Raw genomic sequence first — 12,620 nt, forward strand, 5'->3', positions numbered from 1 at the left:
AGGAATTTAAATCCTCTAAGATTCTATCAAAAATCTAAAAGCCTAAAAACCTAAAATTATATAAAGTATTATAAGACTTGATACTTGGTATTTGTCAAGCTTTTATAAAACAATTAAAGAAATTAATATAATTTTTTAAGATGCGAACAATTTAATACTAGCCATAAAAATAATTTTTATGGTTGATTGCTAACCTCATCTACTAAATAAGAAATATGCTGCCAAGCAATATTGCTATAATCGTTTAAACCAATTTCGCATGTAGAAGAGGAGCTAAACCCTCTTTTAATTCCATTTATTGTTCTGAGATTTAAAAGTGAGTTTTTATTTAGCTCTGGAGTGAAGAAGCCCTTATTACCTGCAAATCCACAGCATTTAATATTTTCCTCATTAATAACCTCTCCATTAGTGCAAAGCTTTGCAAGAGATTCTATTAATTTACCTTTATTATTCTTTTTTAACGCACACATAGCATATACACTAATATTTTCATTAATTTTTGTAATTTGCAATCTATCTTTTATATTTAAGAGGAATTCTACTAAATCTAGCACTTTTAAATCTTTTAAATTGTTTTTTAGGTGCTGACTACAAGCACTATGATCTAATACTATGGGGATTTTTCCATTATTGCTTAATGCTTTTAATTCTTTTAGGTTGGATAAATTAATGTCATAGTCAATAAAGGCTTTTCCACAGCACATATTAGCTAGATTTTTAGGCTCTATTACTTCTATATTTGCTTTTTTGCATATTGAATAAAATACTTCTTGAATATTTCGTTTGTCTGCATTATTTGCTAGAATTTTGCTAGGCTTAAAAGCTCTATTCATACAAGCACTAAAATATATCACTTTAATAGAATCTAAATTAGGTTTTATTTGTGCTTTATTTATATTAATTTTATTATAAAAATCATTTGCTTGTGGTAAGTTTAGCGGAATGTATGGAAGCCTTATTTTTCTAAAAGGAATTTTATTTAACATAGGGATACTAAATAAATTTGCAAGTTTTAAGCAAAACCTAGTCATAGTAATATAAAATGATAAGTGTTTGTATATATGCTTTACAAGGTATTGTGCTTTTTTTGCTTCTTTTCTTAAATTTAATGCAATATTACTAGTATCAATTTCTAATGGACATAGACTTGCACACTGTGAGCAGGCAGCACAGGTTTCATCACCTGCATATTTATACTCTTCTTTCATTTCATCATAAAGTTTAATAGAATCTTTTGTATTTAGCTTTAAAAGCCTTTGCATTTCACGCACTACGCTAATTCTTTGTCTTGGGGTTAGTGTTAGAAAGTTGCTAGGACAGGCTTTCTCACAGAATCCACACTCCATACATTTATTGATAAAATCATCAATTTTTGCCATTTCTTTAAGATTTTGTGTATGAATATTTGGGTTATTACTTATTATTACATCTGGGTTTAATAAGCTCTGTGGGTCAAAAATATTTTTAATTTTTTTGTTTATATTATATGCTTTTTTACCCCATTCAACCTCTACAAATGGTGCTACCATTCTTCCTGTTCCGTGTTCTGCTTTTACACTTCCTCCAAAGTTTGCAACACCATTAGCCATTTTACTAACTAGATTTTCAAAATTCTCTCTCTCTTTTTTATCGTCTAAATTTGGTGTTATTATAAAATGTATATTGCCACTTAATGCATGCCCAAATATTATTCCATTATCACTAAATCCAAATTCATCAAATAATCTTTGAATAAACTCTACTCCCTCGCCAAATTTTTCAATCTCAAAGCACACATCTTCAGTAATTACAGATGCTCCATCTTTTCTATTAGCACTAGCTATTGGAAGTAAGCCCTTGCGTATTTTCCACCAAGTATTATATTCATTTTCATTAGTGCTATAAAGAGGTGTTAATATTAGATTTGTTTGCTTTAGAGATTCTTTTATAGTATTTAGGTTTTTTTCTAAAATATCTTTATTATTACTTTGTGTTTGAATAAGAATGCAAGCATTATCCTTGCTAATTTTATGTATAATACTAGGAACGCCATCTATATTTTGTACACTTTTTAAAGAGTGATAATCCATAATTTCTGCAGATGAGATTATATTTTCATTTTTTGCTAGTATTTCAATAGCCTTTGAAGCATCCTTCATATCTTTATAAAATAATAATCCGCAAGCTTTATAAATGCAATCATCAACACTAAATAGCTCTACACTAGAAATAAAACCTAAAGTCCCTTCACTGCCTACAAAAATATGATTTAAAATATCAACTATATTTTCAAAATCAACTAGAGAATTTATACCATATCCTGTGGTATTTTTGATTTTATATTTCTTTTTAATTAAAGATGTTAATTCTTTATCTTCTAAAATTTCAGCCCTTAAATTAAGAATAGAATTTATCATTTCTTTATGGGTTTTTATAAAAGAATCTATACTTTCTTTATTGCTTGTATCAAGTATAGTTCCATCTAATAAAATTACACGAATTGATTTTATTGTTTGATAGCTATTTTCTTTAACTCCACAACACATTCCACTTGAATTATTAGAGACAATTCCTCCAATTGAAGCCATAGTTATGGTAGCGGGGTCTGGTCCTATCTTTTTATTATATGGTTTTAAAGCGGCATTTGCATCACTTCCAATAACACCACAAGAAAGCCTAATACTATCATTGTTTATTGCTATATCTCTAAATCCAAAAGTAGTAATTATTAAGATACTATCACTTAATGCTTGCCCTGATAAAGAGCTACCATAAGCGCGAAATGTAATAGGCAAATTAAACTTTCTAGCTAATTTTAGGATCTTAATTATTTCATCTTCACTATGAGCCCTAATTACAATTTTTGGTATATATCTATAACAAGAGGCATCTGTGCCTAATGCAAAGCGATAAAGATAGGAATTATAGATTCTATTCTTTAAAAATATTTTTGCTTCATTATAAAAAGCCTCATAATTAGAAGTATTATATTTGCTCATTTTTTATTCCCCTTAATTTACAAAAAATATCAAATAATAAAAAGGCTAATATAGTTACTAGCTTTTATTAAAATCCTAAAACAAATAATTATTAACAAAAATTATAATACAATCCATTTTATTTTTTCTTAATTATTTTTCTTAGATTTAAGGTTTAAAATGACTCGCAATAAATTGATTCGTTATGGTATGTTTTGTATGTTGCTTGGTTCAATATTTTTTTCACTAATGAATTCTGCTTTAAAAGTTTTATCAAACCACATAACAATAAATGAAAATCTATTTTTTCGTGGTTTTACAATGGCGTTATTTGTGGCAGTTTTAATGTTTGCTAAAAGCAAGAAAAATACAAATAAACATCATAATAAAAGTGGAGGTTGGGTTAAATTAATATTTCGTGCATTTGTAGGCACAACATCTTTATACGCAATGCTTTATAATATAGAAACTATTCCACTTGGAACTTCCATAGCATTCGCACAAACTGCACCTATTTGGACAGCAATTTTTGCATTCTTAATACTTAGAGATAAAATTAGTATTTCTGTTGGAATTAGTGTTGTTATAGGCTTTATTGGAGTTATTTTAATAAGCAATCCAGAAACATCAAATCTCCCTATTATTAATATATTTTGTGGAATAATAAGTGGAATTTTTGCAGCCCTTGCATTTGTTAGTATAAGGTCTTTAAAAGGATATTTTGATGATTTAACAATTATGCTTAGCTTTGGGATAATGGCTACTTTAATAGGGCTAACCATTATATTAATCAAACAAGATGGCTTTAGCGATATTAATTTAAGGGATTGGTTTTTTATAATTATAGTGGGAATAACAGGCACAATAGGGCAATATTATATTACTAGAGCTTATACATTTGCACCTCCGGGGATTGTTTCACCGATAGATTATACTAGAATATTTTTTAGCTCTGTATTTGGGATAATATTAGGTGATAGTGTGCCAAATGTTTTTATTATTTTTGGAATGTTTTTTATAATACTATCTGGAATTATAATAGCATTGCCCGTAATATTAAAAGAGTTTAATAAAGCAAAAGGATAGTGATGATAGATTTAGAATTATTTAAAAATGCAAGAGATGGGCTTAGAGATATTATTGTAAAAACAGAATTATCTTATGCCCCAAGATTAAGTGAAATTGCTAAATGCAATATTTTTTTAAAAAAAGAGAATCTCCAAAAAACAGGAGCATATAAAATAAGGGGAGCATATAATAGAATTTCAAAATTAAGTGATAGAGAAAAAAAGCTAGGCGTAGTTGCTGCAAGTGCAGGAAATCATGCTCAAGGAGTTGCCTTTAGTTCAAAGCATTTTGGAATAAGATGTGTTATTGTTATGCCTGAAGCTACTCCTCTCCTTAAGGTTGTATCTACAAAGGCATTAGATGCAGAAGTGATTTTAGCAGGAGAAAATTATGATGAAGCCTATCAATATGCAATTAAACTTAGTAAAGAACAGGGATTAGAATATATACACCCATTTGCAGATGATGATGTGATAGTTGGTCAGGGAACTATTGGCTTAGAAATGATTGAAGAAAAAAAACTTGATTATGTAATAATTCCTGTTGGTGGAGGTGGATTAATATGTGGAATTTCAAATGTATATAAAAATCTAAGTCCAAATACAAAAATAATCGGTGTTGTGGCACAGGGTGCAAGGGCAATGTATGATTCCTTTAGAGCAAAAAAAGCCTGTAATTCTAAATCTGTACATACAATAGCTGATGGCATAGCTGTTAGAGATGTGAATAAAAAAAACTTAGACATTATTTTAGAATGTGTTGATGATATAATTATGGTTGATGATGAAGAGATTGCAAATGCAGTGTTGTTTTTATTAGAGAAACAAAAATTAGTGGTTGAGGGTGCAGGTGCTGTTGGAGTAGCTGCAATGTTGCATAATAAAATACCTAAAATAAAACAAAATGATAACATTGGGATAGTTTTAAGTGGCGGAAATGTTGATGTAACAATGCTAAGTCTTATTATTGAAAAGGGTTTAATTAAGTCTCATAGAAAAATGCAATTTAAAACTATATTAATAGATAAGCCCGGTAGCCTCAAAAATTTAACTGACATTTTATGCAAAGCAGAAGCAAATATTATAAAGATTGATTATAACAGAATCTCAACTACCATAGATTATGGTGATGCAATAATTACTATGACTTTAGAAACTAAAGGGTTAGAGCATCAAGATGAAATTAGAGAAAAACTTTCTTGTGCTGGTTATAAAATAGATGAATTTTATTAATAGATATAATTTTTATTTTTTATTAAGTGCTTTTTTTAGCATAGCTATATTGCTTTATATTATAAGTAATATTAGTATCAGCTATAAAGAATCTCTAATTTATTTTGAAAATAAAGATTTAATTGCAAAACTTGCAAACTTATCTGTAAGCTATTTTGGTAATAATGACTATGCACTAAAATTGCCAAATTTAATATTTCATTTTTTTAATTTATTATTAATTTATTTAATCTCAAAGAAAATTTTAAAATATAAAATTGATAGTATTCTTTGCGTAATAATTTATTCTTTTATTCCTTGTGTGATAATGCAAGGAAGCATTTTAAATGAATCAATAATAACACTTTTTGTGGTATTGCTTATTTGTTATGTTGAGCTAGTAAAGACAAAGTTAGTTTATTTTTTATTATTTACTGCTATCTTTATTAGCCCAAGTACTTTTATGTTATTTATAGCATTCTTTTTTTATGCAGTTTCTAAGAGAGACAAAAAGCTTGCAATATTTTCAATATTTTGTTTTGGTATAAATATATATGTATATGGAATTGATATTAGTGGAAAACCAAGCGGGAGATTCTTAGATGTATTTGGAGAACTTGCGTTATTATATTCTCCTCCATTGTTTATTTATTATGTTTATACTTTATATAGAAATTTAACTAAAGATAAACCTAATTTATTACTTTATATAAGCATTATTAGTTTTGTAATTAGTTTTATTTTATCAATTAGACAAGAAATTTATAAAGAGATATTTTTATTTATGAGTTTATGTGGAATACCGCTTATGATAAAGCAATTTTTAAGTGATATTCGCGTAAGGCTTCCTATGTTTCAAAATGCTTATAAAAATCGCTTTATTGTGGTAATTATATTTTTATTATTTGAAGTTTTGTTATTAGTTTTTTCAAAACAAATTTATATTTTTGTAGAAAATAAAGACAAGATATTTTTGAATGAATTTTATATTGCAAAAGAAATATCAAGAGAGTTAAAAACTAGAAATATAAAAAGAGTTACAACAGATAAAAAAATGCAAAATAGGCTTAGATTCTATGGGATAAAACAAGGTGGAGCACTTTTAAAAAAAGTAGCAAAAAATGGAAATATAATAATTGAATACAATAATCAAGTAGTTGCAAGATATGCAATTTAGTTTATAAGCTGTAAATAAAAAATCTTATAAAGCCATTGCATATAGTTTAAAAAGATCTCCTCTTTGTTTGTATGAGTTAAATTGGTCTAAACTAGCACAGGCTGGTGAGAGCATACAAACTCCATCTATAAACTCTTTATTTATCTCACTAAGTGCATTTTTTAGCTCAAAACAAGGCTTGCAATTTATTTTGTATTTATCACATAAGCTTTCTATATGCTCACTACATTTGCCTATTGCATAAACTTTTATATCATATATTTTTAACTCTTTAACTAGAGATTCTAAACTCACACCTTTATTATCACCACCTAGTATCAAAAATATTTTTTTATTTTTATAAATTTTTATAGCTTCTAATGTTGCAGATATATTGGTAGCCTTACTATCATCTACAAAAAGCCTTCCTTTATTATCTATAAATTCTTCAATTTTATGAGAATCAATTTTAAAACTATTTATTAAATCATAATTAATATTATCTGTAATAATTTTTGCAACACAAAGCGATAATACACAATCAAGTAAAAAAGCTCCTTTAAACTTAAGCAATTCTAATTTTATATTAAAGCTATTAGCTAGATTAAAAGTATCTTCATAAAAATATATTTTACCTCTAAAAGATTTTGCTTGATGGGAGGAAGCGTATTCTTTTGGAATTATTGCAATAGAATTCTTATTCATCAATGTAAGTGGCTTTAACTTAGAATCTATATAATTTTTATATGTGCTATGCCAAGATATGTGGTCTTGCGTTATTGGCAGGAGTGCATAAATAAATGGTTTTGCTTTATTTGTATAATGAAGCATAAAAGAGCTAGTTTCTAAGATCCAAAATGTGGCATTTAAGTTAAGGTTACATAAAGGAGTGCCGATGTTTCCGCCACATTCTACTCCTAAATGTTTTAGCAATAAATAAATCATTTGAGTTGTGGTTGTCTTACCATTTGTTCCACTAATCCAAACGCTAGGTGGCATAGAAGCAAAGTAATCATACTCACTAATAAGATTTCTAGCTTTTATTGCTAAATGAGAATAGGGTGGAATCCCAGGGCTTATTATTTCTAATTCTGATTTTTCTGCATTAAAATATGAGCTTGGGAATAAAGTATTGCCAAAAGCATCTATTGAAATTACTTTAAATTTATCATCATAGATATTACAAGGAGCTATCTTTTTACTTAATTCTTGGAGGGTTTTACCATATCCAAATAAGCTAATCATCTTATTTTTAAGCTCAATAATGCTAAGAGGTTGCTTAAGAGTGCTATAATCCAAAATCTAATGATAATTTTATTTTCACTCCAACCCTTAACTTCAAAATGGTGATGTATGGGTGCCATTAGGAATATTTTTTTATTTCGTATTTTATAACTTCCAATTTGTAAAATTACACTTAAAGTTTCTATAACAAAAATAAAACCAACTAATATTAGTAAAATTTCATTATTTGAAACAATCCCCATGTATGCTATAAAGCCACCTAATGCCAAACTCCCGCTATCACCCATAAATACTTGTGCAGGATAGCAGTTATACCATAAGAATCCAAATAAAGAACCAAGAAGTGCTAAAGAGACTATAAAAAGTTCTCCTGAATTAATCGTTTTTGGTAGTAGTAGATATGAGCTAAAAATAGCATTACCTGCAAAATAAACAAAAATACTAAGTGTAGTAATTGCACAAATACTAGGCACAGTTGCAAGTCCATCTAACCCATCAGTTATATTTACAGCATTACTTGATGATATAAAAACTATTAGCCAAAATATAATTGTAAAACAACCCATATCTATTATAGGTTTTTTTATAAATGGCAAGTATAAATTACTATTATGTTCTATCAAAAACAGACAAAGTGAGAGTATAAGTGATGCAATGATTAATAAGACTATCTTTCTTTTTGCAGAGATTCCTTGATTGTTTTTTTGTGATATTTTTATATAGTCATCACGCACCCCAATTAAACAAAATAATATTAAAGTAAAAACACCAAATAAAACATAATGATTTATAAAGTTTGCACAAAGAATACTAGCAATTACGCTTGAACTAACAAATACTACCCCACCCATTGTTGGAGTATTTGCCTTAATTTTATGAGTAGGAAGTGAGCTAGATATTGGTTGGGAAGCTTTTTTATTCCTTGCCCAAATAATAAATTTTGGAAAGAGAAATACACACAAACAAAATGATATTATAAATGCCAATCCAGCACGAAATGATAGGTATTGAAATATATTTACCCCAAATATTGAATATAGGTAATAGAGCATAGCAAACCTTGTAATTATCTGATCGTTTTAAAGTATAATTATACTTTAAACTTATATTTTTAGGGATTAAATGATGAGAAAAAAGGTGGCATTAGTAATAACAGATGGTATAGGATTTAATGAAAGTAGTGAGTGGAATGCGTTTTATTATGCAAATAAGCCAAACTATGAATGGCTTTTTAAAAACGCCCCATATTCCTTTTTAAGCACTTTTGGTAAAGACATTGGTTTGCCCGAGGGTCAAATGGGAAATAGTGAGGTAGGTCATATGTGCATTGGTGCAGGCAGGGTTTTGTATCAAGATTTAGTAAAAATATCACTAAGTTTAGAGAATAAGACTTTAGAGCAAAATCCAAATTTACTAAGTTTTATAGATAAATTAGAAGTAGTACATTTATGTGGACTTGTTAGTGATGGTGGTGTACATTCACACATTAGCCATATGATAGGATTGGCAAAAATACTAGAATCTAAAGGGAAAATCGTATATATACACGCAATAACTGATGGAAGAGATGTTCCGCCATTTAGTGCGAGTAAGTTTATAAAACAGATTTTAGAAATAGAATCTAAAAATATTATATTAGCTACAATAAGTGGTAGATATTATGCTATGGATAGAGATAATCGCTGGGATAGAATAAAGATTGCCTATGAGTGTTTAATAAAAGCCTCTAATCCTCAAAAAAATCCACTAGAGTATATACAATCTCAATTTAATGAAGATATTAGTGATGAATTTATTATTCCTGCAAGCTTTAATAATTTTAGTGGAATAAAGAATAATGAGGGATTTATTTTTACTAATTTTAGAAGTGATAGAGCAAGAGAAATTATAAAAGCTTTAGGAATAGATGATTTTAGTGAGTTTGAGCGTGAAAAAAGAAATATTAAGATTCTATGTATGTGTGAATATGATGCTAGTTTTACATTTCCAATTCTCTTTCCAAAGGAACATATAACAAATACACTTTCTGAGATTTTAAGTCAAAATAATTTATCCCAAGCACATATTGCAGAAACAGAAAAATACGCTCATGTTACATTTTTCTTTAATGGAGGCAAAGAAGAACCATTAAAAAATGAGGTTAGATTATTAATTCCATCTCCTAAAGTAAAAACTTATGATTTAAAACCAGAAATGAGTGCTAAAGAAGTTTGTAATGCTACATTAAATAGTATGGATAATGAAAATGATTTTATTGTTGTTAATTTTGCAAATGGCGATATGGTAGGTCATACAGGTAATTTTGAAGCAGCTATAAAGGCTGTTGAAGCAGTAGATTTTGAATTAGGTAGAATTATATCAAAGGCTAAAGAAAAGGGATATTCTCTAATTATTACAAGCGACCATGGAAATTGCGAGAAAATGAAAGATGAAAGTGGCAATTTACTTACAAATCACACAGCGGGATATGTGTGGTGCTTTATCATTGATGGACATATTAACAGGATAGATGATGGAGGATTAGACAATATAGCTCCTAGTATTTTAAAATTATTTGATTTAGAGATTCCAAGCTCTATGTCAAAACCATTATTTTAGGTATGTTTAAGGAAATTTTTAATGATAAATAAAATAAGAAATATTGATAAATATTTATTGCTTGATTTGGCTTTTATATTAATTGCAATTTTTATAGCAATATATACAAGATATATTTTTGTTGATTATACTCAACCTATAAAATCATATTTTTTTAATGGAGAAAGAATTTTAACTACAAACGATGCCTATCATTTTGCTACTGCAACAAGAGATTTTATAAATAAACATTTTGGAGATGATGCTTTTTATCCTTTAGCATCTTATGAATTACCATCACTACTTAGTGCAGCTGTGTATTATATTTTTCCAATTTCAATTAGTTCTCTATTTTTCTTAATGCCTATTTTTGTATCATCTTTATTTGCTATTCCTATATATCTAATAACAAAAGAGCTTTCAAATCGATATATTGCATTTTTTGCCTCTTTACTTGCTCCTATGACGCAAGGCTATGTAAATAGAACATCTGCAGGTTATTATGATACTGATATGCTTGTTTTAACTCTGCCTTTATTTGGAGTTTATTTTTTATTTAGAATCTTAAAATATAATAATTTTAGAGATGTAGTTTTTGCTATAATATTTTTTATTTTATCTCTTATGTGGCATAAAGTAAGTGCTACTTATATATTAGGAACTTCAATATTTATTGCTATTATTTATGTGATAGCAATTGAACGAAAAAATATAAAATTATTTGAATCTTTGGGTGTTTTAATCATTGCAATTTCTTTTATAAATATCTTTTTAAAGCTTTTTTTGATTCTATTAATATTGCATTTTATGTCAAATAGGGTTTTAATTTTTAACAATCTAACACAAAGTATTAAATCAAAACTTAAATATCAAAGTCTATTAATATTCTTAATTGCCATTTCTGTGCTTTTGGTTGCAAATATGGATTTAATAATTTCAAGATTATCTACATATATTACAGGTAATATGGTAGAAAGCAGTATCGCTATAAAAAGCACACATGGAACGATATTAGAGCTTCAACCACTAAGTTTTGCTAACCTTGTAGAAAGGGTAATAGGTGATTATATTAGCTTTAGTATAGCTTCTATTGGGATTATATTAGTTTTTATTAAGCAGCCAAAAACATTAATATTGCTACCTTTTTTAATACTTTCGTTATTATCTATGAAAATTGGTATGAGATTTGCGATGTTTGGAGCTCCTATTTTTAGCATTGGTTTCTTTTATTTAATATATTTTGTAACACTTTACTTAAAAAGAATTTTTAATGATAAAATTGTAATTGATACCATAAAAGCAGCAATTTTATGTGCATTTGGATATTTAGCAATTATTCCAAATTATTATTATACTATCAATTTCCTATTACCGCCTATAAGCTATACAGGAGAAATACAAGCATTAGATTCTATAAATAAAGATTCTAAGAATAAAAGGGATATAACTATATCGTGGTGGGATTATGGATTTATGATTCCATACTATTCAAATACGCATTCATTAATTTCTGGGACAGATTTAGATGGGATAAATCATTTCATAGCAAGTAAGATTTTAGTAAATACAAATCAAATTAGCTCTTATAATCTAGCAAAAATGGTTTCGGATATATACTTTACAAAAGATAACAATCTAATAAAATTAAATATATTAGATAGAATCTTGCAAAAATACAATACTAAAGGCAATGAAGAGGTATTTTTTAATTCACTCTCAAAACTTTCTTTTAAAGATATAAAAACAAATGATGTTTATATTTATCTTCCTAATTCTATCTTGCCAATTACTACCGTCATAGAGCAATTTAGTGATATAGATTTTAAAAGTGGTAAGCCAACATACAATGTAGATGATAGAAAGCTGGTTCAATATAATTCTATATCAAAAGAAGGTATTAATTATAAACTAAATGATAGTTATATTTTTAATCCAAATAGGGGAACATTGCTAAGCACAAAAACAAATAATATTCTGCAATTCCAAAAATTTCACATAATAGAGCGTAAAAATGGAGCTTTAAAGACTACAACAAAAAGTTATAATGATGATAAAAGCAATCTTCATATAATATATTCAAAGGAATTAGGAGCATTTTTTGCAATTGATGAAAGAACTAATAATTCTTTAATTGTACAACTTTTTATATATGAAAATTATGATAAGAATTTATTTGAATTACTTTATACAAGCACAGAATCTAAAGCCTATAAGCTAAAATAAGAAATTTGTTTTAAATAGCTTAAAAGCTATTTATAAAGTAGGATATAAAATCTTTAAAGATAAGATTTGCTTAGAAAACTTGTTTTTAATCAACATTTATCATAAGCTTGTTATAATCACTTCACACAATCAAACAAGGTAATCATAATGAATTCAATCTTGCATTACATTCAATCGCTTTTG

At 27.4% G+C, this 12,620-nt stretch carries 8 protein-coding genes; 5 read left to right on the top strand and 3 right to left on the bottom strand.

Annotated features, from left to right (window positions below; genetic code table 11):
- Positions 1-176: 176 nt before the first annotated feature.
- Positions 177-2,978: an FAD-binding and (Fe-S)-binding domain-containing protein gene (locus CQA44_RS09865; protein WP_115547076.1), complete on the bottom strand. Its 2,802-nt coding sequence runs from the start codon at positions 2,976-2,978 to the stop codon at positions 177-179.
- A gap of 159 nt (positions 2,979-3,137) precedes the next feature.
- On the opposite strand from CQA44_RS09865, the gene CQA44_RS09870 reads away from it, so the two are divergent.
- Genes CQA44_RS09870 through CQA44_RS09880 form a run of 3 tightly spaced genes read left to right on the top strand, consistent with a single transcriptional unit; the run spans position 3,138 to position 6,413 of the window.
- Positions 3,138-4,043: a DMT family transporter gene (locus CQA44_RS09870; protein ID WP_115547077.1), complete on the top strand. Its 906-nt coding sequence runs from the start codon at positions 3,138-3,140 to the stop codon at positions 4,041-4,043.
- A 2-nt stretch (positions 4,044-4,045) separates the two neighbouring features.
- Positions 4,046-5,257: a threonine ammonia-lyase gene (gene ilvA / locus CQA44_RS09875; RefSeq protein WP_115547078.1), complete on the top strand. Its 1,212-nt coding sequence runs from the start codon at positions 4,046-4,048 to the stop codon at positions 5,255-5,257.
- The gene (locus CQA44_RS09880; RefSeq protein WP_115547079.1) at positions 5,244-6,413 is read left to right on the top strand and encodes a hypothetical protein; all 1,170 of its coding nucleotides are present in this window, start codon (positions 5,244-5,246) and stop codon (positions 6,411-6,413) included. The genes ilvA and CQA44_RS09880 overlap by 14 nt, the downstream gene beginning before the upstream one ends.
- 24 nt (positions 6,414-6,437) lie before the next feature.
- Here CQA44_RS09880 and murD read toward each other — a convergent pair whose 3' ends face one another.
- A complete protein-coding gene (gene murD, locus CQA44_RS09885) occupies positions 6,438-7,637 on the bottom strand; it encodes a UDP-N-acetylmuramoyl-L-alanine--D-glutamate ligase (RefSeq protein WP_115547083.1) in 1,200 nt (399 codons plus the stop codon).
- Positions 7,634-8,689 carry a phospho-N-acetylmuramoyl-pentapeptide-transferase gene (gene mraY, locus CQA44_RS09890; protein ID WP_115547080.1) on the bottom strand — a complete coding sequence of 352 codons (1,056 nt, stop codon included), beginning with the start codon at positions 8,687-8,689 and terminating at the stop codon, positions 7,634-7,636. The genes murD and mraY overlap by 4 nt, the downstream gene beginning before the upstream one ends.
- Positions 8,690-8,762: 73 nt before the next feature.
- Here mraY and gpmI point away from each other — a divergent pair, with 73 nt between their 5' ends.
- Both gpmI and CQA44_RS09900 read left to right on the top strand, forming a co-directional pair.
- Positions 8,763-10,235: a 2,3-bisphosphoglycerate-independent phosphoglycerate mutase gene (gene gpmI / locus CQA44_RS09895; RefSeq protein WP_115547081.1), complete on the top strand. Its 1,473-nt coding sequence runs from the start codon at positions 8,763-8,765 to the stop codon at positions 10,233-10,235.
- Positions 10,236-10,256: 21 nt separating this feature from the next.
- Entirely contained in the window at positions 10,257-12,437 is a 2,181-nt protein-coding gene (locus CQA44_RS09900) for an STT3 domain-containing protein (RefSeq protein WP_115547082.1), read from the top strand.
- Positions 12,438-12,620 lie beyond the last annotated feature (183 nt).

The organism is Helicobacter sp. MIT 14-3879, from assembly GCF_003364125.1.

Excerpts from the sequence above, each read along its gene's own strand:
- CQA44_RS09870 (WP_115547077.1), top strand. The coding sequence starts at position 3,138 with ATGACTCGCAATAAATTGATTCGTTATGGTATGTTTTGTATGTTGCTT.
- CQA44_RS09900 (WP_115547082.1), top strand. The coding sequence starts at position 10,257 with ATGATAAATAAAATAAGAAATATTGATAAATATTTATTGCTTGATTTG.
- CQA44_RS09865 (WP_115547076.1), bottom strand. The coding sequence starts at position 2,978 with ATGAGCAAATATAATACTTCTAATTATGAGGCTTTTTATAATGAAGCA.
- gpmI (WP_115547081.1), top strand. The coding sequence starts at position 8,763 with ATGAGAAAAAAGGTGGCATTAGTAATAACAGATGGTATAGGATTTAAT.
- mraY (WP_115547080.1), bottom strand. The coding sequence starts at position 8,689 with ATGCTCTATTACCTATATTCAATATTTGGGGTAAATATATTTCAATAC.
- ilvA (WP_115547078.1), top strand. The coding sequence starts at position 4,046 with ATGATAGATTTAGAATTATTTAAAAATGCAAGAGATGGGCTTAGAGAT.
- CQA44_RS09880 (WP_115547079.1), top strand. The coding sequence starts at position 5,244 with ATGAATTTTATTAATAGATATAATTTTTATTTTTTATTAAGTGCTTTT.
- murD (WP_115547083.1), bottom strand. The coding sequence starts at position 7,637 with ATGATTAGCTTATTTGGATATGGTAAAACCCTCCAAGAATTAAGTAAA.